We start from the raw sequence: 21,978 nt of genomic DNA, 5'->3' as shown, positions 1-21,978 counted from the left end.
CGCTCCCGGTATCGATACCCGGAGGCACTGCTCCCCGGCTAGCCTGAGGTCGAGAGAGCGGAGCTTGGCACGTTCGACGTGGCTTCGCCAGGCCTACTGAGAGCAGACAGGGGTGTACATGCCGCTGGAGCGGTTTTCCTTGGAGAACTACCGCTGCTTCAAGGACAGGCAGGAGGTGGAGCTTGGCAGAATCACAGTGGTATTGGGCAGAAACAACGCTGGAAAGAGTGCGATTGTAAGAGCCCTTCCGGTGTTGTCTACTGGGGTTCGCACCGACTCTCCGTACCCATTGGACTTGGATCCCGCCCAGGGGTTCGCATCCTCATTTACTGACCTGATTCACGGCTCGTCGCCACACGGGCGCATCTCTGTGGGATTCTCGTCCCGAATGTCGGATGGTCAAGAATTGAATGCCGAAGTCGACATTCAGAATATCGCTGACCAGGGGACCCAGTTGGTCTCTTCCCTGAAAATCCGCTGTGGTATGGAAAGTGAAGAATTCTTCTGGGTTCCCGGACCAGACGCCTATTCATCAGAGAAGCGCACGTATCGTGTCGGTCGGAGTGAGAGGAAACTATCATTCCGCGGACTCCTTCCTGATGTGTCCGACTGGTCGGACTCCCTGGGTGGCGTTGCCCAAGTCTCAAGGCGGATGCGTGAAGATTTTGACGATATTCGCTATCTAGGCCCGTTCAGGGATGGTCCGGAACGCTTCTTCCGAGCCACATCCCGCTCTTCTGGAAGTGTCGGAAGTAGGGGGGAAAAGGCGCTGGGCATCCTTGTCACAGACGAGATGCGCGGCCGAGGGCGCGTCTCGCGCGAGCTGAACAACCTGCTCGCGCACATGCTGCCTGGTTGGCATTTCGTTGTCACGGACGTCGGAGCGGGCATGTACGTTCCTCGCCTCCATTCAACTCGCGATCCTGATATTTTCGTTCACCTCGACGACGTCGGTACTGGAGTGGTCCAGTTCCTTCCCTTGTTGATTCAGCGAGCAGCAGACAGGGCGGAACCGCCTCCCCACCCCGTGATCGAAATCGTGGAAGAGCCAGAGCTCCATCTCCACCCCTCTGCGCACGCCACGATTGCAGACTTGTACATCGACGCCGCGCGAGATTCAAATGTTCGTTTCCTGGTGGAGACGCACAGCGAGAACTTCCTTCTGCGCCTACGTCGACGAGTGGCAGAGAAGCAACTGAAGGCGGAAGACCTCAAAATCTACTTCGTGGAGCAGGAGGAGGGCTCTGCGTATCTGCGCAAGATTGAAGTGGACACGCTCGGTAACATCGACTACTGGCCGAAAGGCGTATTCTCGGAAGATTTTGAAGAAGTGCGCGCCCTTGCGGATGCACAGGCGAATCGGATCGAAGATGCGGATTGAAATTCCGGTCGACCTCTTCAAGGATCGAGAGGGAAATGAAAACACGGAACTTGTCCTGAAGTTGATCCGTTTCTTCAGAGAAGCTAGGCATGAATGGGAAGTTTCCCCGCGTGATGTAGATGTCGTTAAAGAGTTCTTCGAGCGTCATGCGCCGACCTTCGCCCAGGTTTATTTACTCCTCGCACAAAAGGCCAGTGGAAAATCCTACGCTTGGGCGCCGCGTGATAATGGTTCAGGCGTGGTTCGAGTGAGCCGGGAAACGCTGAACAGCGACGTGCGCGACCTTGAACGCCCAGCCCTGCTCATTGTCGAGAACGCGTCATATGACTGGCAGATGATCGAGGCGTTGGCGAACCTGTTGGGGTGTCAAGACGTCGTCCAGGCCAAGGAGGCCAACCGGTTGGAGGTATACAACGGAGGCGGAAAGGATGGTGCCATCCGTCACGCCGTTGAGCAGCTCGAAAAGTTCACGAGGACCAAACGCGTGGTCTTGGTGATCGACAGTGACAGTTTCCATCCGGGAGAACAGACAGCCAGTCACGAGAAGGCCAGTACCGTGGAGCGCCAAGGTGGCCGTACTCACGTTCTGAGATTCCGCGAGATGGAGAACTATATTCCCAATCGTGTCCTGGCTCGGCAGGCCAAGAAGTCAAGAGCGCAGGCCGGCATGGCAAAGCGATTGGACTCTCTCAAGAAACTCTCGGCAGATCAGCGAGCCCACTTCGACATGAAGTACGGGTTCAAGGCAAAGCTTCCTAGGGGTTCTTTGAATGCGGACAGAAAGCCTCGACACTCGGGAAGGTTGGGGAAGATCTTCCACGTGCCCTCCGAGCACCGTGGTCTCTACGATGATGTGCACGAGCGGGATCTCATTATTCTCTGCGAAGGATTCGGCACAGACTTGCCAGGACTGTTCTTTCAGGAAGTGCGGGCCGGCGGGATATCAGAGGCCGACCTGAACGGTCTTGGGCTCGAGGCAACGCAGGAGCTGCGGTCGATGTTCGGTAAGATCCGGAACGTGATCTGACCATGGAGGAAGGTACGATGGACAAGGATATCTCAGTCGTTCCAGAGGTTCAGTTCCTTGAGCAAGTGCTGGAATGGGTTGCTCGTGGTGAATTGCGGGTGCCGAAGTTTCAGCGTCCCTTCCTGTGGCGTCCCGAGCAGATGCTGCAGCTGTTCGACAGCATGGAGCGCGGATATCCGGTGGGCAGTCTTCTGATCTGGGAGACCTCCATGCCACTCGCGAGTCTTGACTCCATCGGTGGGCGCGATATCCCGCCGGTGCCGGAAGGCGGGAAGGTGGCTTACGTGTTGGACGGCCATCAACGACTTTCGACGCTCTTCGGAGTCCTCCACCGGTCGGCCGATGCTCCTCGGTCCCTCATGCAGGAAGACTGGATGTGGTGGGTACATCGACCGCTGGATCGAGCGGATCACGATGGTGTGCGCTACCGTCACTGGAAAAGTGGGGAAAGGGTTCCGGACAATTACCTCCCTATGCGATCTGTTCTGCGCACTCTGGACTTCCTTGGGTATGCGCGTCAACTGTCTGATACGTATGACCGGGACGAGGCCGACCGTCTCACGAATGAAGGCGAACGCATCGCTCAGCGGGTAAAGAATTACAAGGTGTCCGTCGTGCGTATGCAGGGGGGTACTCTGCAGCAGGCTGTGGAAGTATTTTCCCGCATCAACAGTAGCGGCCAGAAGATGCGTCCCGACCAAATGGTGTCAGCTTTGACATACGGAACTACTGGTCCGGAAACCTTGAGTGACAAGATGGAGGAGATTCAGGAGCGGATTGCGGCCTCCGGGTTCGGTGAGATCCCGATCATGACGATCTTCCAGATCGTACTTGCATTGTCTGGTGAGGAGGACGTGCAAAACACATCTTGGGAGGTGATGGCGCGCAAGGTCCAGGGGCAGCTTATGGGTGCGGTGGAAAAGACTGACCGCACATTGCAGGAGGTAGTGGAATTCCTGAAGAATGAGGTTCAGGTCCCACTTGCCCGCCTGGTCCCGTACAACATCCAGATCATGCTGCTTGCTGTCTTCTTCCACTTCTCGGGGCAGGTGGCAGAAGGGCAGCGGAGTAGGCTCCGCGACTGGTTCTGGATCACCTCGCTTGCTGGAACCTTCGCCGGGGCCAATACCACTCAGGTGCGGAAGTTCATCGAAGAAATGAAAGCCTTTGCGGCGGGCGCAAATGAGCTTGACTACTCGGGGGAACGGGCTCGCGCCTTCCCGGAGCGATTCGATCTCCGTAGTGCGCGCGTGCGCTCCTACCTCCTCTGGGATTTGCAGACTTTCCCAGACCGTAAGAATCCCGATGAAAGTTGCATCAACGTCGCCGATCAGCTGGCGAAGGCGCATCGTGAAACCTACCGACACATCATCACTCAGAGCAGGGTGCGAGGAGCCTCTAGCCCCGCCAACCGGATCGTCATGGCGACGCCGCCCGGCATGTCGATCCGACAGGCGCTGATCAAGCTGGCCGAAGAAGGCCGTACCGACATCCTGGATTCGCACGGCGTCAGCCTTGCATCGGTCGAAAGGCTGAAGGCCGACGACTACGCTGATTTCATCGCAGTGCGTCAGCATGAAGTAGCAGCCCGAGAGAAGCAGTTCATCGAGAGTTTGGGTATCCTTCCGTCCGAGCAGGACTTCGGTGAGGCAGATATCGACACCGAGTGACCGCTTCGAACGCAGAGGGCGGGGGCGTGGCAGGAATAGGTCCCGACCGTGGGCTCGTCGCTGGTGGCTCTGCTCCGTCAGGCGGTGAGCCGTTGGGCGTCTGATTAATGTGTGCTGTCCGGCGGGTCAAGGGCACTGGGGCAGGATGGAGACCATGCCGAAACGACTGGCCCACGAAACGTCCCCTTACCTCCTCCAGCATGCTGATAACCCGGTGGACTGGTGGCCCTGGTCACCCGAGGCCTTCGAAGAAGCCCGGCGGCGCGACGTCCCCGTCCTGCTGAGCGTCGGCTACAGCGCGTGCCACTGGTGCCACGTCATGGCGCACGAGTCGTTCGAGGACGGGCCCACCGCCGAGTACCTCAACTCGCACTTCGTGAGCGTCAAGGTCGACCGCGAGGAGCGCCCCGACGTCGACGCCGTCTACATGGAGGCCGTGCAGGCGGCCACCGGTCAGGGCGGCTGGCCCATGACCGTGTTCCTCACCCCGGACGCCGAGCCCTTCTACTTCGGCACCTACTTCCCGCCCGAGCCCCGGCACGGCATGCCCTCCTTCCGCCAGGTGCTCCAGGGCGTCCAGCAGGCCTGGGCGGAGCGGCGCGACGAGGTCAGCGAGGTCGCCGGGAAGATCGTGCGGGACCTCGCCGGACGGGAGATCTCCTACGGCGACGCCGAGGCGCCCGGCGAGGAGCAGCTCGGGCAGGCGCTGCTCGGCCTCACCCGGGAGTACGACGCGCAGCGCGGCGGGTTCGGCGGGGCGCCGAAGTTCCCGCCGTCCATGGTGATCGAGTTCCTGCTGCGCCACCACGCCCGTACCGGCGCCGAGGGCGCGCTCCAGATGGCGGCCGACACCTGCGAGCGGATGGCCCGCGGCGGCCTCTACGACCAGCTCGGCGGCGGCTTCGCCCGCTACTCCGTGGACCGCGAGTGGGTCGTGCCGCACTTCGAGAAGATGCTGTACGACAACGCCCTGCTGTGCCGGGTCTACGCCCACCTGTGGCGGGCCACCGGATCGGACCTCGCCCGCCGCGTCGCCCTGGAGACCGCCGACTTCATGGTGCGGGAACTGCGCACCGCCGAGGGAGGGTTCGCCTCCGCGCTGGACGCCGACAGCGACGACGGGACGGGCAAGCACGTCGAGGGCGCGTACTACGTGTGGACGCCCGCGCAGCTCACCGAGGTCCTCGGCGCCGAGGACGCGGAACTGGCCGCGCAGTACTTCGGCGTGACCGAGGAGGGCACCTTCGAGCACGGTGCCTCCGTGCTGCAACTGCCGCAGCAGGAGGGCGTCTTCGACGCCGCACGGATCGCGTCGGTCCGGGAGCGGCTGCTGGCCGCACGCGACGGGCGTCCCGCACCGGGCCGGGACGACAAGGTGGTCGCCGCCTGGAACGGCCTGGCGATCGCCGCGCTCGCCGAGACCGGCGCCTACTTCGAACGCCCCGACCTGGTCGAGGCCGCCGTCGCCGCCGCCGACCTGCTGGTGCGCCTCCACCTCGACGAGCAGGTCCGGCTCACCCGCACCAGCAAGGACGGCAGGCCCGGCGCCAACGCCGGGGTGCTGGAGGACTACGCCGACGTGGCCGAGGGCTTCCTCGCGCTGGCGTCGGTCACCGGGGAGGGCGTGTGGCTGGACTTCGCCGGGTTCCTGCTCGACCACGTCCTGACCCGCTTCACGGACGAGTCCGGCTCCCTCTACGACACCGCCGCCGACGCCGAGCAGCTGATCCGCCGCCCGCAGGACCCCACCGACAACGCCACCCCGTCCGGCTGGAGCGCCGCCGCGGCCGCCCTGCTCACGTACGCCGCGCACACCGGCTCCGAGCCCCACCGCACCGCCGCCGAGCACGCCCTCGGCGTGGTGAAGGCGCTCGGCCCGCGCGTCCCGCGCTTCATCGGCTGGGGCCTGGCCGCCGCCGAGGCCCTGCTCGACGGGCCCCGGGAGGTCGCCGTCGTCGGACCGGCGCCCGCCGACCCCGCCGCGCGCGGGCTGCACCGTACGGCACTGCTCGGTACCGCGCCCGGAGCGGTCGTGGCCTTCGGCACCGAGGGGAGCGACGAGTTCCCGCTGCTCGCAGACCGGCCCCTGGTGGGCGGGGCGGCGGCCGCCTACGTCTGCCGGAACTTCACCTGCGACGCGCCGACCACCGACCCCGAGCGGCTGCGCGCCGCGCTGGGCGCCGCCCCGACCGGCTAGGCGGCCCGCTCAGGCGTCCCGGGTGCCGCTCACGGCGCGCTCCACGATCGCCTCCAGCTGCTCGTGGTGCGCGCCCCGCCAGTAGGCGCGTCCGCAGTCGGCGCACTGGGCGAAGACGTCGTACGACCGCCGCGTCCCGCCTTCGAGCTGCTCCGCCACCTCTTCCTTGGTGGCCGCACGGAGCAGTCCGTTGCAGGCGGTGCACCGTGTCCACGGGAGCAGCTCGGGCCGGAACCGGTCCAGGACCTCCTGGAGCTGTTCGTCGGGGCGGGTGCTGTAGACGTAGGCGCCGGTCCACAGCTCGCGGCGGCGCAGCAGACCGCGGTCGCGGCTGAGCATGACCCGCTGCTCGGCCGCCGACAGCGCGGCGAGCGCCGGGTCTCCGAGGTCCGTCGACTCGTACGCCGTGTCCACGCCGAGCAGCCGCAGCCGGCGGGCCAGGGTGCCCAGGTGCACGTCGAGCAGGAACCGCAGGGGAGCGCCGGGCACGCGCTGGGGGTGCCGGACGGGCCGTACGCGCACCGACTCGCCGCCCGCCGGGATGTGTCCGGGCGGGACCTCGCGGCCGTCGACGAGCAGGACGCCGACCTCGGTGAGCGGAACGCCGAGGGACTCGACGAGGTGGCCGAGGGTGGAGACGCCGTCGGCGGCCGCGCGGGCCACGCCGGCGGGGCGGGCGCGCGGGACGAACAGGTGCAGCTCGGGGGCGAACTCGACGCGAATCTCGGGACCGTTCACCGTTTACCTGATTCTCGCGAGGAGGCTTCGGCGTTCACGCCGGGGAGGAATCGCATCCGAGTATGGCGACGCGGAGCGTCGCCGTAGCCCGGATGCGGGCGTGGAGCGCCCGTATGGCTACCAGCATGACCCATGGCAAAGCGAACACGTGTGCCTGTGATCGCTGGTGGGGGTGGTGGTTGCGGTATCGGCGGGTGTGTGTGCGGCTGTCGTACGTATGGTCCTTTGCAGGGTTCGGGACGGCACGGTGTCCCGGCCGCAGGCCGTGAAGGGGGTGCGAGATGGCGCAGGCGGGGACGGATGAGAAGGTCGGGCATGCCCGGTACACGTACCGGTTGCGGGTGTCGTCCGCGGCTCGTGCCCTGCTGGCGGCGGAGTGGGGCCGGTGTCGCTGGCTGTGGAACGAGTGCGTCGCCAAGTCCAGGGCCGTACACCTGCACAACAGGGCGACCGGCGAGAAGGCCACGTGCGGTCCGGCGCAGCTGGACAGGATGCTGACCGGGGCCCGTGCGCGTACCCCGTGGCTGCGGGAGGGCTCGTCGGTTCCCCAGCAGCAGGTCATCCGCGACTTCGGCCGCTCCCGCGCCAAGGCGCACAAGGACATCACCGAGGGCCTGCCTGTGGCGCGCCGGGCCGGGATGCCGACGTGGAAGACCAGGCGTGAGTCGCCGGCAACCCTGAACTACACCCGGCGCGGGTTCCGGCTGAAGGACGGCCGGCTGCACCTGGCGGGCGGCATCGTCCTGAACGTGGTGTGGTCGCGGGAGCTGCCCGACGAGCCGTCCTCGGTCCGCGTGTACCAGGACAGCCTCGGGCACTGGTACACCTCCTTCGTCGTCCCCGCCCAGGTCCAGCCCCTGCCTGCGAGGGCCGCGTCCTCGGTGTCGACTGGGGCGTGCGGGAGACGGCGACCACCACGTCCGACGCGCACGACCTGCCGCACCCCTCGCACGGTGGGAAGGCGAAGGAGAAACTCACCCGCTACGACCGGATGATGGCCCGCCGCCAGCCGAAGAAGGGGACGGCCGGATCGAGGGGCTACCGGACGGCGAAGAGGCTGCGGGCGAAGGCGCACAAGAAGGTCGCCCGGCAGCGTGCGGACACCGGCCGCAAGTGGGCCAAGAAGGTCGTCCGCGACCATGACACCGTCGCGGTGGAGGACTTCCGCCCGAGGTTCCTGGCCAGGACAAACATGGCCCGCAAGGCCGCGGACGCCGCGATCGGCGCCACCAAGGCCGCCCTGATCGAGATGGGACGCAAGTACGGGCGGGACATCCGCCTGGTCCACCCCGCGTACACCACGATGGACTGCGCGCAGTGCGGAGCGAGAGCCAAGCACGCCCTGCCGCTGGGTGAACGCACCCACACCTGCACCGCCTGCGGAACCGGCTCCCCACGGGACAAGAACTCCGCACGCGTCATGCTCGTCCGGGCTGGTCTCAACCCGGCTGGCGCCGAAGGCGGAAGACCTCCTGGAGCGCCGCTCCAGGAGGCAGCCTGAGCCAGGAATCCCTTCCCGCCAGGGAGGGGAGGATTCAACCGGTCAGGATGCCACGGGTGCGGGTGGGTGGGTGTCGGGTGGCGGGGCGCGGGGCCGGCCCGGGCCCGCACCGTTTTCCGAGGGCGTCCCGCGGTCGGGGCGCGACTAGTACGCGACCAGCGAGATCCCCACGTAGTGGGCGATGAAGGCGGCCAGCGTGAAGGAGTGGAAGACCTCGTGGAAGCCGAACCAGCGTGGTGACGGGTTGGGGCGCTTGAGGCCGTAGATCACGCCGCCCGCGCTGTAGAGCAGGCCGCCGACGATCACCAGGACCAGGACGGCGATGCCGCCGGCCCGCATGAACTCGGGCAGGTAGAAGACGGCCGCCCAGCCCATGGCGAGGTAGCAGGGGGTGTAGAGCCAGCGGGGGGCGCCGACCCAGAAGACCCGGAAGACGATGCCTGCCGCGGCGGCCGCCCAGATGCCCCACAGCAGCCACTCGCCCTTGGCGCCGGGCAGCAGCAGCATCGTGAGCGGGGTGTAGGTGCCCGCGATGATCAGGAAGATGTTGGCGTGGTCGAGACGGCGCAGGACGCCGTCCATGCGTGGGCTCCAGTCGCCCCGGTGGTAGAGCGCGCTGACGCCGAACAGCAGGCAGGCCGTCAGGACGTAGATCCCGCAGGCTATGCGGGCCTCGGGTGACTCTGCGAGGGCGGTGAGCACCAGACCGGCGATCAGGACCGCCGGAAACATGCCGAGATGCAGCCAGCCGCGCAGCTTCGGCTTGACCGGGTGCGGGAGGGAGAGCGCTACAGGGCCGGGGCCGGCGGCCGGCGAGTCCTTGGGCGCGTCGGGGACGGACGCAGTCATGGGCGCATCGTACCTACGGTTCCGTAAGTTACGTATCAGTACGGACGTATGACGAACGGCGAGTGGCCATCGTCTCACGCGGGACCCGAAGCCGCACCGCCGGTTCGGGCACGTGGCGATCCTCACTCCGCTCAGGTGTGACGCCCTCTGGACAGATGGGCGCTCGAGTCGGATGATCAAATGAGTGCGGTCGACACCGGATGAGCGCCCACGAGGCAAACGTCACGCATCCGGGTCGCAGCCCCCACGGGGCCTCCAACAAAAAACCCCTCATTTAGGAGCAATCGTGGCGCGCGACATCGCGGCTCCCCCCGTCCCCACCCACCACCAGGAACTGATCTCGTGGGTCAACGAGATCGCCGAACTGACCCAGCCGGACTCCGTGGTCTGGTGCGACGGATCCGAGGCCGAGTACGAGCGCCTGTGCGGGGAGCTCGTCGAGAAGGGCACCTTCCGCAAACTCGACCCGATCAAGCGCCCCAACTCCTACTACGCGGCCTCCGACCCCACCGACGTCGCGCGCGTCGAGGACCGGACCTTCATCTGCTCCGCCAAGGAGGAGGACGCGGGCCCGACCAACCACTGGAAGGACCCCGCCGAGATGCGGGAGATCTTCCGGGGTGAGCAGGGCGAGGGCGGTCTGTTCCGCGGGTCCATGCGCGGCCGGACCATGTACGTCGTGCCCTTCTGCATGGGCCCCCTCGGCTCCCCGCTCTCCGCGCTCGGCGTCGAGATCACCGACTCCGCCTACGTCGCGGCCTCCATGCGCACCATGACCCGCATGGGACAGCCGGTCCTGGACGAGCTGGGCGAGACGGGCTTCTTCGTCAAGGCCGTGCACTCCGTCGGCGCCCCGCTCGCCGAGGGCGAGGCGGACGTCCCGTGGCCCTGCAACAGCACCAAGTACATCTCGCACTTCCCCGAGGACCGCGAGATCTGGTCCTACGGCTCCGGCTACGGCGGCAACGCCCTGCTCGGCAAGAAGTGCTACGCCCTGCGCATCGCCTCCGTCATGGCCCGCGACGAGGGCTGGCTCGCCGAGCACATGCTGGTGCTGAAGCTGACGCCGCCCACCGGCGCGCCCAAGTACGTCGCCGCCGCCTTCCCGTCGGCCTGCGGCAAGACCAATCTCGCCATGCTGGAGCCCACGATCTCCGGCTGGACCGTGGAGACCATCGGCGACGACATCGCCTGGATGCGCTTCGGCGAGGACGGCCGCCTGTACGCCATCAACCCCGAGGCCGGCTTCTTCGGCGTCGCGCCCGGCACCGGTGAGCACACCAACGCCAACGCCATGAAGACCCTCTGGGGCAACTCGGTCTTCACCAACGTCGCCCTGACCGACGACGGCGACGTGTGGTGGGAGGGCATGACCGAGGAGACCCCGGCCCACCTGACCGACTGGAAGGGCAACGACTGGACGCCCGAGTCCGGCACGCCCGCCGCGCACCCCAACGCCCGTTTCACCACGCCCGCCGCGCAGTGCCCGATCATCGCGCCGGAGTGGGAGGACCCCAAGGGCGTGCCGATCTCGGCGATCCTCTTCGGCGGGCGCCGCGCCACCGCCGTACCGCTGGTCACCGAGTCCTTCGACTGGAACCACGGCGTCTTCCTCGGCGCCAACGTGGCCTCCGAGAAGACCGCCGCCGCCGAGGGCAAGGTCGGCGAGCTGCGCCGTGACCCCTTCGCCATGCTGCCGTTCTGCGGCTACAACATGGGGGACTACATGGGGCACTGGGTCGAGGTGGCCAAGGGCAAGGACCGGTCCAAGCTGCCGAAGATCTACTACGTCAACTGGTTCCGCAAGGACGACGACGGCCGGTTCGTCTGGCCCGGCTTCGGCGAGAACGGCCGCGTCCTGAAGTGGATCGTGGAGCGCCTGGAGGGCAAGGCGGACGGCGTCGAGACCCCGATCGGCGTGCTGCCGACCAAGGAGTCCCTCGACACCGACGGACTCGACCTGGCCGACGCCGACCTGGAGTTCCTGCTCAGTGTCGACAAGGAGGTGTGGCGCGAGGAGGCGGCGCTCGTCCCCGAGCACCTGAACACCTTCGGCGACCACACGCCCACCGAGCTGTGGGACCAGTACCGGGCCCTGGTGGAGCGCCTGGGCTGAGCAGCACCGCACCCCGCATCTCCGTGGCCGGTCCGACTAGCCCTGACCCGCGAAGTCGTCACGAAGGCCGGTCACGAGGGGATCTCCCCGCGCCCCAGTAGCTCAGCAGTACCCGGGGCGCGGGAAGGTCCCGCTCGGGCCGGGTCACCGCACAACGGCGTGCGGAGGACCCGGCCCTTCGGCATTCCGGGCTTCCCTCTTCACGCCGCCAAGTACGCGCCCCAAAGGGGCGCGGGGAACTGCGCGACCAGCCCAGGACTACGGAAAGCCGCCAACCGGCAAGCGGTCCCACGGCGTTGCAGCGACCCGCCAAGGCCACGCAGTGCATGGCACCCGGCCCGCGCGTCGCTGCGGGTGCGCGCGGGCCGGGGCCGTCCGAGGAGCCCGGAGGGCTCAGCGCGACGCGAGTTCGCGCGGCTCGAGGGCCGCGGCGTGCGCGTCCATGCGCTCGGCGGTCAGGATGGCGACCGCCGTGTCGGCGCGGGAGGCCGCGACCACCAGGGCGCGGGCCGCCAGCGTGTGCGCCCTCCGGTGGAGGGTCGCCGGACAAGGCTCCGGGCGGGCGGCGGCCACCTGGAGCCGGGCCGGCGCCTGACCTCCCCGCAGCCGGGTCACCTGCCCGGCGAGCCGGTCGGCGGCGGTGTCCAGGTCGGTCCCGGGCGCCAGTGCGCGCAGCTCGTCCGTGACGGCGAGCAGCGCGGCGAGATGGCCCGCGAGCTGGATGTCCAGCTCCTCGTCACGGGACCGGCGGGGGACGTCCGTGGTGCCGTCGGCCATCGTGCTGTGGACCGACTTGCTGCGGATCGGCTCGTACATGGGATGGCCTCCTGAGTGCTTCAGGAAACCATCCTACATTAGATCCAATCTAAAGTTGACGCCGTTCAGGACAGCGCCGGCCGTCGCTCAGTGCTGCCCGTACCCGTTCAGGAAGTTCCCGATCCGGTCCACCGCCTCGCGCAGGTCCGCGGCCGCCGGCAGGGTCACCACCCGGAAGTGGTCGGGCTCCGGCCAGTTGAAGCCGGTGCCCTGGACGACCATGATCTTCTCCTGGCGCAGCAGGTCCAGGACCATCCGCCGGTCGTCCTTGATCTTGAAGACCTTGGGGTCGAGCCGAGGGAAGAGGTACAGCGCACCCTTCGGCTTCACACAGGTCACGCCCGGAATGCTGGTCAGCGCCTCGTGGGCGGCGTCCCGCTGCTCGCGCAGCCGCCCGCCGGGCAGCACCAGCTCGTTGATGGTCTGCCGCCCGCTGAGCGCCGCGACCACGCCGTGCTGGCCCGGCATGTTGGCGCACAGCCGCATGTTCGCCAGGATCGTCAGGCCCTCGATGTAGGACTCGGCGTGCGCGCGCGGCCCGGAGATCGACATCCAGCCGACCCGGTAGCCGGCCACCCGGTACGCCTTCGACATGCCGTTGAAGGTGAGGGTGAGCAGGTCGGGGGCGATCGCGGCGGTCGGGGTGTGCGTGGCGTCGTCGTAGAGGATCTTGTCGTAGATCTCGTCGGAGCAGACCAGCAGGTTGTGCCGGCGGGCGATGTCCGTCAGTCCGCGCAGCATCGCGTCGTCGTAGACCGCGCCCGTCGGGTTGTTCGGGTTGATGATCACCAGTGCCTTGGTGCGGTCGGTGATCTTCCGTTCGACGTCCGCGAGGTCGGGCATCCAGTCGGACTGCTCGTCGCAGCGGTAGTGCACCGCGGTGCCGCCGGAGAGCGATACGGCGGCCGTCCACAGCGGATAGTCCGGGGCCGGGACGAGGACCTCGTCGCCGTCGTCGAGCAGGCCCTGCATGGCCATCACGATCAGCTCGGAGACGCCGTTGCCGATGAAGACGTGCTCGACGTCGGTCTCGATGCCGAGGGTCTGGTTGTGCATGACGACCGCCCGGCGCGCGGCCAGCAGGCCCTTCGCGTCGCCGTAGCCGTGTGCCGTGGAGACGTTGCGGAGGATGTCCTCCAGGATCTCCGGCGGGCACTCGAAGCCGAAGGCGGCCGGGTTGCCGGTGTTCAGCTTCAGGATGCGGTGACCGGCCGCTTCCAGCCGCATCGCCTCCTCGAGCACCGGGCCCCGGATCTCGTAACAGACGTTGGCGAGCTTGGTCGACTGGATCACCTGCATGCTGGGAGCTTACGGCCCGGTATGGCCCTTCGGGTCGTGTTATCCGCCACGTGAGACGGTCCGATTCGGATCATTTGTCCGTTCGTCGTTCCCGAAGTGCCTCGCTGCCCCGCGATGCCCCACCGTGTCCAGCCCCGCGCGTCCGGTCCCGCCCGGCGTCCGGGGGAGGGATGGGAGCGGCCCCGTCGGCCGCCCGTCCCCTCGGTCCCCTCCATCACCTCCACACCGGCTCTCCCCGGACCCCCCGCCCCCACCCCTTCCGTCCCGGGAGACCCTGGTCGCGCGACGAAGCTACCGGCTGGAAACCAGGCCTTGTCCCCTCGTCATCCGCATGATGACAATGCGCATGACAACTCAACGGGTGACCGGAGGCCCTCCGGTCGCCCGACGTCGCAAGAGGGGACCCCCCATGAGAAAACCTCTCCTTGTCGCGCTCTGCGCCCTGGCCTTCGCCGGGGTCGGCGCGACGCCCGCGGTCGCTGCCGCGCCGGCCCCCACGGGCGCGGACACGACCACGGACGCCGCCCCGGGCACCTTGACGGATGTCGTCGACGGTGTGGTCGGGACCGCGACGGACACCCTGTCCGGACTCCGCGCCCCCAAGGCGGGCGCGGTGAATTTCGCCGGCACCGTCGCGCTCAGCAACTGCTCCGGCTCCGTCGTCCGCATGCCCGGCTCGGCGGACGACGACCCGGCGCTCGTGCTCACCAACGGCCACTGCCTGGAGAGCGGCTTCCCCGCGCCCGGCCAGGTCCTCGTCGACCGGGCCTCCAGCCGCGGCTTCGGGCTGCTGAACTCCTCCGGTTCCCAGGTCGCCACCCTGCGCGCCGACCGCCTCGTCTACGCGACCATGACCGACACGGACGCCGCGATCTACCGGCTCCGCACGACCTACGGGCAGATCAAGAGCGCGTACGGCATCGACGCGCTGGAGCTGAGCGGGACCCGCCCGGCGGCCGGTACGTCCATCAGCGTGGTGTCCGGCTACTGGAAGCGGATCTACAACTGCTCCGTCGACGGATTCGTCTACCGCATGAAGGAGGGGGACTGGACCTGGAAGGACTCGGTCCGCTACACCTCCGCCTGCGACACCATCGGCGGCACCTCCGGCTCACCGGTCGTCGACAGTGCCACCGGCCAGGTGGTCGCCGTCAACAACACCGGAAACACGAACGGCGAGCGCTGCACGGTGAACAATCCGTGCGAGGTCGACGAGACCGGGCGGGTCACGGTCCGCGAGGGCATCAACTACGCCCAGCAGACCTACCTCTTCCCCGCCTGCTTCGGCGTCGACAGCAAGCTCGACCTGAGCATGAGCGGCTGCGCCGTCCCCAAGCCGTAACGGACCGGGGCGGGCGGTCAGCGGGGAGTCCTGCGGACGGCCCGTCCCGCCAGCACGTCCGTGCGCCGCCCGTCCTCCATCACGAACCGCCCGTCGACCAGCACGTACGGGATGCCCGTCGGCAGGACGCGCGGCTCCGCGAAGGTGCTGCCCGCCGCGACCGTCGCCGGGTCGAAGAGGACCAGGTCGGCCCGGTACCCCTCACGGACCAGGCCCCGGTCCGGCAGCCGCAGCCGGGCCGCCGGGCGCGAGGTGAGGTGGGCGACGCACTCCTCCAGCGGGAGCACGCCCAGCTCGCGCACGTAGTGGCCCAGGTAGTGCGGGAAGGTGCCGTAGGCACGCGGGTGGGGCTTGGCGCCCTGGAGGATGCCGTCCGAGCCGCCGGTGTGGACGCGGTGCCGCATGATCGCGCGGACGTTCTCCTCGTGGCCGACGTGCTGGAGGATGGTCGGCGCCAGCCGGTCGGCCAGCAGCAGGTGCCGGGCGACCTGCCACGGGCTCTCGCCGCGCACCCGCGCCGACTCCAGGACCGTACGGCCGATGTACTCCGCGAGCGCCGGGTCGCCCGTCCCGGAGATCTCGATCGTCTCCCACTCCATGGGCACGCCGTGGGAGCCGTCGGAGCCGATCTCCTCCATGTGGTGCCGGATCCGCTCGGCGGTGTCGTCGTCCGCCAGCCGCTTCATGATCTGCTCCGGGCCGCCCTCGCTCGCCCAGCTCGGCAGCAGCGCCACGAGGGTCGTGCAGCCGGGGGTGTACGGGTAGGTGTCGAGCGTGATGTCGGCGCCGCCGGCGAGCGCGTCGTCCAGCAGGGTCAGCAGCTCGGGGGCCCTGCCCTTGTTCACGCCGAAGTTCATGGTGGCGTGGGCCAGGTGGAGAGGGCAGTCCGCCTCCCGGGTCAGCTCGACCATCTCCTCGTACGCCTCGAGGGCCCCGGCGCCGTACGAGCGGTGGTGCGGGCAGTAGTAGCCGCCGTACTCCGCGACCACCCGGCACAGCTCGGTCAGCTCGGCGTCCTTGGCGTACATGCCGGGCGTGTAGGTCAGCCCGGACGACATGCCGACCGCGCCCTGCTCCAGGCCCTCGGCGACCAGGCGCCGCATGTGCTCCAGCTCGGCGGGCGTCGCCTCCCGGTCGTCCCAGCCGACGGCGAGGGCACGCACCGTGCCCTGCGGGATCAGATAGGCGGCGTTCACGGCGATGCCGCGGTCGAGCCGGTCCAGGTACTCGCCGACCGTCCGCCAGTCGAAGTCGACGTCGTCCCCGGGGCCGTTCCACCCGGCGATCGCCCGGCGCACCTCGCCGAGGGTGCGGTCGTCGACCGGCGCGTACGACAGCCCGTCCTGGCCGATGACCTCCAGGGTGACGCCCTGCGCGGCCTTGGCGCTGTGGTCGGGGTCCCGCAGCAGCGCCAGGTCGCTGTGGGCGTGCATGTCGATGAAACCGGGGGAGAGGACCAGGCCCTCGGCGTCCAGCTCGCGGCGCGCCTTGGGGCGCTGGCAGCCGGCGGCCGCCGCCTCCTTGACGATCGAGACGATCCGGCCGCGGTCGACCACGACGTCGGCGCGGTAGGAGTCGCCGCCGGAGCCGTCCACGACGTCGGCGTCCCTGATGACCAGTTCTTCCATGCCTGACTCCTCCTGGATCCCGTACCGGGTCCTCTAGAAGAACGTGCGGATGTAGTCGACGACCGTGCCGTCCGCCTCGGCGACCGGGATGAGCTGCCACTTGTCGAAGGACGTGCAGGGGTGGGACAGGCCCAGGCCCACCCAGTCCCCGACCTCCAGCTCCGCCTCCGGGCCGGTGCGCAGCCAGGCGTGCTGGTCGGACAGGCCGCTCACGGCGATGCCGGCCGCCGGGCGCTCGGGGCCGCCGCCGGCCGGGCGGACCGCCTGGGCGAAGGGCAGGTCGAGGTCGTACGCCGCGTCCCGCTTGCCGGCGTTGGCGAAGGCCTGCTCGGGGGAGGGGCGGGAGACCACCTGCGTCCACAGCCGGAACGCGGGCTCCAGGGCGCCCTCGGCGGGGACGCGGTTGAAGGGGGTCACCTCCCGGTAGTGCCCGTCGTCGTGGGAGACGTAGGCACCGGAGCGCAGCAGCTTGAGCACGGGCAGGGAGAGGCCGGGCACCTCGGCGAACACGTCGGCCACCGCGTCGAACCAGGCGCTGCCGCCCGCGCTCAGCACGATCTCCTCCAGGCCCTCGAACCGCCCGGCCTTGTCGAAGTCGGCCGCCAGCGCGACCAGCCGCCGCAGCCAGGCGTGCACGCGCTCCGGGTCGGCGTCCGGCACCTCGCCCTCGTACCCGGCGACGCCCGCCAGCCGCAGCGTCCGCGTCCCGGCCACCGCGTCGGCGACCGCCGCGCAGTCCGCCTCCGTACGCGCTCCGGTCCTGGCGCCCTCACCGGCGCCCAGCTCGACCACGACGTCCACCGGGCGGGCGGCCCCCGCCGCGGTCAGGGCCGCGTCCATCAGCTCGACGCCGCGCACCGAGTCGACGTAGCAGACGAAGCGGAAGTCCGGGTCGGCGTCCAGCTCGGCCGCGAGGCGGCGCAGGGCCGCTGCGTCGACCAGCTCGTTGGCCAGGAAGATCCGCCCGATGCCGAAGGCCCGCGCCACCCACACCTGGTGCGGCACGGCGAGGGTGATGCCCCAGGCGCCGTGCTCGATCTGGCGGTGGAAGAGCTGCGGGGCCATGGACGTCTTGCCGTGCGGTGCGAAGGCGAGGCCGTGCCGGGCGGCGTACGTCTCCATGAGCTTCAGGTTGTGCTCCAGGCGCTCGGCGGACAGCGCGAGGACGGGGGTGGCGAAGCCGCCGGTGAAGAGGTTGCGGCGCTGTCCGGCCAGCTCGGCGACGGTCAGGCCGTACGCGTCCGGCGGGAGGCCCTTGAAGCGGTGGTCGACGCGCTCCCCGGCCAGCTCGGCGAGGGCTTCGCGGCCGCCTGCGGGGCCGTTGTCGAGGGCCATGGAGCCTCCCTGATCTGATCCGTTGCAAACTCTGCAACGATCGTTGCGTATATCGCTAACTGCTGTCTAACATCTCGGCGAACGCGGGGTCAACGGAGCCGCCGCCCGCCAGACGCGACGAGGAGCCCCCACCATCGTGACCGCCAACGGACGAACCAGCACCGCCCCCGACGTCGCGGACGTCGTCGCGCTCGGCGAGTCCATGGTCACCTTCCTGCCCTCCCGCCCCGGGCGCCTCGCCGACGTCCCCTCCTTCGACCGGGCCATCGGCGGCGCCGAGTCCAACGTGGCCTGCGTGCTCGCCGCCGCCGGGCACTCCGTCCGCTGGGTCGGCCGGGTCGGCGCCGACGGCTTCGGCGACCACCTCGTCGAGGCGATCGGCGGCTACGGCGTCGACGTCCGTGCCGTCCGCCGCGACCCGGCCCGCCCGACCGGGATCTACTTCCGCACCGCGGGCGACCGGGCCACCGACGCCCACGAGGTCGCCTACTACCGGGCGGGCTCGGCCGCCTCCGCGATGTCCGTCGGCACCATGGACCTCGACGCGATCCGCTCCGGCCGGATCCTGCACCTGTCCGGCATCACGCCCGCGCTCTCCGCCGACTGCCTCGGCCTGACGCGCGAACTGACCGCCCGCCGCCCCGGCCGCCCCCTCGTCTCCTTCGACGTCAACCACCGACCCGGCCTGTGGCGCGACGCCGGTCACGGTCACGGACCCGAGGTGCTCCTCGAACTGGCCCGCGGCGCCGACCTCGTCTTCGTCGGCGACGACGAGGCACGGGACGCCTGGGGCCTCGACGGACCCGAAGCCATCCGCGCCGCGCTGCCCGAACCGGAGCTGCTCGTCGTCAAACAGGGCGCGACCGGCGCCACCGCCTTCCACGGCGCCTCCGGCGCCACCGCCTTCCACGGAGCTCCCGGCCCCTCCGGCGCCGACCAGGTCACCTCCGTGCCCGCCCTGCACGTCGACGTCGTCGCCGCCGTCGGCGCGGGCGACGCCTTCGCCGCCGGGTTCCTCTCCGCCACCCTGCGCGACCTGCCCGTACGCGACCGCCTGCGCCACGGCCACCTCATGGCCGCCGCCGCCCTCACCGTCCCCGGCGACCTCGCCACGCCCCCGGCCCGCGACCACGCCGACCGCCTGGCCGCCCTCGACGACACCGCGTGGGGGAGACTGCGACTCGGCCCCGGCTGGACACAGGACGGCGAAAGGCCCGGCGACAGGACGGGCGAAGGGGCCGACGAGGAGGTACGCACACCATGAGCCAGACCGTCGACCGCGCGCTCAGCATCCTGCCGCTGCTCGCCGAGGGCCCCGCCGACCTGGGCCGGGTCGCCGACCGCCTCGGCGTGCACAAGTCCACGGCCCTGCGCCTGCTGCGCACCCTCCACGACCACGGCTTCGTCTACCGCCAGGCCGACCAGCGCTACCGCCTCGGCGCCCGGCTCATCTCCCTCGCCCAGGAGGCGATGGAGAACCTCGACGTCCGCGAGATCGCCCACCCCCACCTCGTACGCCTCAACGAGCAGGTCGGACACACCGTCCACCTCGCCGTCCACGAGGAGGACGAGGTCCTCTACATCGACAAGGTCGAGAGCCGCTACCCGGTCCGCATGTACTCCCGGATCGGCAAGCCCGTCGCCATCACCGTCGCGGCCGTCGCCAAGCTGCTGCTGGCCGACCTCCCCGAGGACGAGCGCCGGACCGTGGCCGAGCAGCTCGACTACCCCATGTACACGGCCCGTTCGACACCGAACGCCGACGGGTTCCTCAAGGAACTCGCCAAGGTGCGCGAACAGGGCTGGGCCACCGACCTCGGTGGCCACGAGGAGTCCATCAACTGCGTCGCCGCACCCATCAGGGGCGCGGACGGCCGGGTGGTCGCCGCCATGTCGGTCTCCGCGCCGAACGTCGTCGTCACCGCCGACGAACTCCTCACCCTGCTCCCGCTGGTGCGCCGTACGGCGGACGCCATCAGCGGCGAGTACTCCGGCAGGACCCCAGTCAAGGAAGTCACCGCATGACCGACAAGATCGCTCTCGTCCCCGCGACCCACACCGTCCCCCCGGCGAAGTTCAGCCACGGCGTGAAGAAGGGCAACATCCTCCAGGTCGCCGGCCAGGTCGGCTTCCTCCCCCACGAGGAGGGCAAGGCCCCCACCCCGGCCGGCCCGACCCTGCGCGAGCAGACCCTCCAGACCCTCGCCAACGTCAAGGCGATCCTGGAGGAGGGCGGCGCCTCCTGGGACGACGTGATGATGCTCCGCGTCTACCTCACGGACGTGGACCACTTCGCCGAGATGAACGAGATCTACAACGCCTACTTCGAGGAGCAGGGCCTCACCCAGCCGCCCGCCGCCCGCACGACCGTGTACGTCGGTCTGCCCGCCGGCCTCCTCATCGAGATCGACGCGCTGGCCGTCCTGGGCTGACCCGCCCCTCCCGCTCCGCCTGTCTGACTGTCTGTGAACGGCACGGCGTCCCCCACCCCTTGGGGCGCCGTGCCGCGCTCCTCCCTGCCCGAAAGCTCCATGTACTTATCCAGAGGACCCCCGTATGTCCTACTCGTCCCTCCCTCTTGCCGCCGCCTCCGAGACCCCACCCCACACCGGCGGTCTGCTCACCCTGATCGACGGCACGGCCGGCCTGCTGACCGTCGCCGCCATCGGCATCGCACTCCTGCTCTTCCTCATCATCAAGGTGCGGCTCCAGCCCTTCGTCGCGCTGCTCGCCGTCTCCATAGCCGTCGGCCTGCTCGCCGGCCTGTCGGTCACCGAACTCTTCGGCACCGTCCAGAAGTCGGACGCCGTCTCCACCATCGAGTCCGGCATGGGCGGCATCCTCGGCCACGTCGCCATCATCATCGGCCTGGGCACCATGCTCGGCGCGATCCTCGAAGTCAGCGGCGGCGCACAGGTACTCGCCTCGCGCCTCCTCGGCCTCTTCGGGGAGAAGCGCGCCCCGCTCGCCATGGGCCTGACCGGCCTGATCTTCGGCATCCCGGTCTTCTTCGACGTGGGCATCTTCGTCCTCGCGCCCATCGTCTACGCCGCCGCCAAGCGCTCCGGCAAATCGATCCTGCTGTACTGCCTGCCGCTGCTGGCCGGCCTCTCCATGACCCATGCCTTCCTGCCGCCGCACCCCGGACCGGTGGCCGCCGCCGGACTGCTGAACGTCAAGCTCGGCTGGATCATCCTCATGGGCATCGTCTGCGGCATCCCCGCAGTCCTCGCCGCCTGGGTGTTCTCCGCCTGGATCGGCCGTCGCATCTTCGTGCCCGTGCCGCAGGACATGGTCGAGGCGTCCGAGGAGGCCAAGCAGGCCGTCATCGAGGAGCAGCGCAAGGCCGGCGTCGCGCCGCACGAGACCCCGGTCGCGCTCGGCACCGTCATCGGCATCATCGGCACCCCGCTGGTCCTGATCCTCGCCGCGACCTTCTCCTCCATCGCCCTGGACCCGTCCACCCTCCGCTCGGTGATCGAGTTCTTCGGCAACCCGTTCGTCGCCCTGACCATCGCCCTGCTCCTCGCCTACTACCTCCTCGGCATCCGGCGCGGCTGGTCCCGCAAGTCCCTGGAGACCGTCTCGACGGCCTCGCTGAAGCCGGTCGGCAACATCCTGCTGGTGGTCGGCGCGGGCGGTGTCTTCGGCGCCGTCCTCAAGGCCAGCGGCGTCGCGCAGGCCCTCTCGGACACCTTCAACGACGTCGGCCTGCCGGTGATCGTCCTCGCCTACCTGATCTCCGTGGTGCTGCGGGTCGCGCAGGGCTCGGCGACGGTGGCCATCGTGACGACGGCGGGCATCGTGGCGCCGCTGCTCGCCGAGGGCGACCACTCGCAGGCGTTCGTCGCGCTGGTCATCATGGCCATCTCCGCGGGCTCCATCTTCGCCTCGCACGTCAACGACGGCGGCTTCTGGATGGTCGCCAAGTACTTCGGCATCAGCGAGCGGGACACGCTCAAGACGTGGACCGTGCTGGAGAGCGTCCTGTCGGTCGCCGGGTTCGTGGTGGCGGCGGTGGTGAGCCTGTTCGTGTAGGCGGCTCGCACGGGCGGCTCGTTCAGGCGGCTCGTGTAGGC

Annotated in this window: 16 protein-coding genes and 1 pseudogene; 11 read left to right on the top strand and 6 right to left on the bottom strand. The window is 69.1% G+C overall.

All coding sequences use genetic code 11. The features are described from left to right. Window positions 1–118 precede the first annotated feature (118 nt). The 4 genes from OHA99_RS13385 to OHA99_RS13370 all read left to right on the top strand — a co-directional run bounded on the left by OHA99_RS13385 (window position 119) and on the right by OHA99_RS13370 (window position 6,275). Complete coding sequence (locus tag OHA99_RS13385) at window positions 119–1,381, top strand: DUF3696 domain-containing protein (RefSeq protein ID WP_405695886.1); 1,263 nt, start codon at window positions 119–121, stop codon at window positions 1,379–1,381. Then, window positions 1,371–2,408, top strand: a complete 1,038-nt coding sequence (locus OHA99_RS13380; protein WP_405695883.1) for a hypothetical protein — start codon at window positions 1,371–1,373, stop codon at window positions 2,406–2,408. Before OHA99_RS13385 ends, OHA99_RS13380 begins: the two co-directional genes overlap by 11 nt. A gap of 17 nt (window positions 2,409–2,425) precedes the next feature. After that, window positions 2,426–4,078: a DUF262 domain-containing protein gene (locus tag OHA99_RS13375; RefSeq protein ID WP_405695881.1), complete on the top strand. Its 1,653-nt coding sequence runs from the start codon at window positions 2,426–2,428 to the stop codon at window positions 4,076–4,078. Window positions 4,079–4,232: 154 nt separating this feature from the next. Then, window positions 4,233–6,275, top strand: coding sequence for a thioredoxin domain-containing protein (locus OHA99_RS13370; protein ID WP_405695878.1), 2,043 nt, complete (start codon window positions 4,233–4,235; stop codon window positions 6,273–6,275). Window positions 6,276–6,284: 9 nt separating this feature from the next. Here the strand turns inward: OHA99_RS13370 and OHA99_RS13365 are convergent, their stop codons facing one another. After that, window positions 6,285–7,013: a Mut7-C RNAse domain-containing protein gene (locus OHA99_RS13365; RefSeq protein WP_405695877.1), complete on the bottom strand. Its 729-nt coding sequence runs from the start codon at window positions 7,011–7,013 to the stop codon at window positions 6,285–6,287. Window positions 7,014–7,294: 281 nt separating this feature from the next. Between OHA99_RS13365 and OHA99_RS13360 the strand changes: the two are divergent. Then, window positions 7,295–8,514 (top strand): annotated as a pseudogene (locus OHA99_RS13360) (RNA-guided endonuclease InsQ/TnpB family protein). Between the two features lie 144 nt (window positions 8,515–8,658). Here the strand turns inward: OHA99_RS13360 and trhA are convergent. Further along, window positions 8,659–9,363 carry a PAQR family membrane homeostasis protein TrhA gene (gene trhA / locus OHA99_RS13355; protein WP_153178198.1) on the bottom strand — a complete coding sequence of 235 codons (705 nt, stop codon included), beginning with the start codon at window positions 9,361–9,363 and terminating at the stop codon, window positions 8,659–8,661. Window positions 9,364–9,649: 286 nt separating this feature from the next. Here trhA and OHA99_RS13350 point away from each other — a divergent pair, with 286 nt between their 5' ends. After that, window positions 9,650–11,479, top strand: a complete 1,830-nt coding sequence (locus OHA99_RS13350; protein WP_153178197.1) for a phosphoenolpyruvate carboxykinase (GTP) — start codon at window positions 9,650–9,652, stop codon at window positions 11,477–11,479. A gap of 393 nt (window positions 11,480–11,872) precedes the next feature. Here the strand turns inward: OHA99_RS13350 and OHA99_RS13345 are convergent, their stop codons facing one another. Both OHA99_RS13345 and OHA99_RS13340 read right to left on the bottom strand, forming a co-directional pair. Next, window positions 11,873–12,295 carry a hypothetical protein gene (locus OHA99_RS13345; protein ID WP_153178196.1) on the bottom strand — a complete coding sequence of 141 codons (423 nt, stop codon included), beginning with the start codon at window positions 12,293–12,295 and terminating at the stop codon, window positions 11,873–11,875. An 87-nt stretch (window positions 12,296–12,382) separates the two neighbouring features. Beyond that, window positions 12,383–13,594, bottom strand: a complete 1,212-nt coding sequence (locus OHA99_RS13340) for a pyridoxal phosphate-dependent aminotransferase (RefSeq protein WP_405695874.1) — start codon at window positions 13,592–13,594, stop codon at window positions 12,383–12,385. A 409-nt stretch (window positions 13,595–14,003) separates the two neighbouring features. Between OHA99_RS13340 and OHA99_RS13335 the strand changes: the two genes are divergently transcribed. Continuing rightward, window positions 14,004–14,936, top strand: coding sequence for a serine protease (locus OHA99_RS13335; protein ID WP_153178194.1), 933 nt, complete (start codon window positions 14,004–14,006; stop codon window positions 14,934–14,936). A 17-nt stretch (window positions 14,937–14,953) separates the two neighbouring features. Here the strand turns inward: OHA99_RS13335 and OHA99_RS13330 are convergent, their stop codons facing one another. Both OHA99_RS13330 and OHA99_RS13325 read right to left on the bottom strand, forming a co-directional pair. Continuing rightward, complete coding sequence (locus OHA99_RS13330) at window positions 14,954–16,564, bottom strand: amidohydrolase family protein (RefSeq protein ID WP_165684962.1); 1,611 nt, start codon at window positions 16,562–16,564, stop codon at window positions 14,954–14,956. A gap of 33 nt (window positions 16,565–16,597) precedes the next feature. Beyond that, window positions 16,598–17,899 carry an alanine racemase gene (locus OHA99_RS13325; RefSeq protein ID WP_153178192.1) on the bottom strand — a complete coding sequence of 434 codons (1,302 nt, stop codon included), beginning with the start codon at window positions 17,897–17,899 and terminating at the stop codon, window positions 16,598–16,600. A 136-nt stretch (window positions 17,900–18,035) separates the two neighbouring features. Here OHA99_RS13325 and OHA99_RS13320 point away from each other — a divergent pair, with 136 nt between their 5' ends. From OHA99_RS13320 to OHA99_RS13305, 4 genes are all read left to right on the top strand, one after another. Beyond that, a complete protein-coding gene (locus OHA99_RS13320) occupies window positions 18,036–19,163 on the top strand; it encodes a sugar kinase (protein WP_405695870.1) in 1,128 nt (375 codons plus the stop codon). Next, the gene (locus tag OHA99_RS13315) at window positions 19,160–19,924 is read left to right on the top strand and encodes an IclR family transcriptional regulator (RefSeq protein ID WP_007444375.1); all 765 of its coding nucleotides are present in this window, start codon (window positions 19,160–19,162) and stop codon (window positions 19,922–19,924) included. Before OHA99_RS13320 ends, OHA99_RS13315 begins: the two co-directional genes overlap by 4 nt. Further along, the gene (locus OHA99_RS13310) at window positions 19,921–20,331 is read left to right on the top strand and encodes a RidA family protein (protein WP_087807520.1); all 411 of its coding nucleotides are present in this window, start codon (window positions 19,921–19,923) and stop codon (window positions 20,329–20,331) included. The genes OHA99_RS13315 and OHA99_RS13310 overlap by 4 nt, the downstream gene beginning before the upstream one ends. A 124-nt stretch (window positions 20,332–20,455) precedes the next feature. Beyond that, window positions 20,456–21,937: a GntP family permease gene (locus tag OHA99_RS13305; protein ID WP_164383417.1), complete on the top strand. Its 1,482-nt coding sequence runs from the start codon at window positions 20,456–20,458 to the stop codon at window positions 21,935–21,937. Window positions 21,938–21,978: the final 41 nt, after the last annotated feature.

It is taken from the genome of Streptomyces coelicoflavus, from assembly GCF_045041415.1.
GTDB lineage: Bacteria > Actinomycetota > Actinomycetes > Streptomycetales > Streptomycetaceae > Streptomyces > Streptomyces coelicoflavus.
This window is presented reverse-complemented; position numbering and strand designations above follow the sequence as displayed.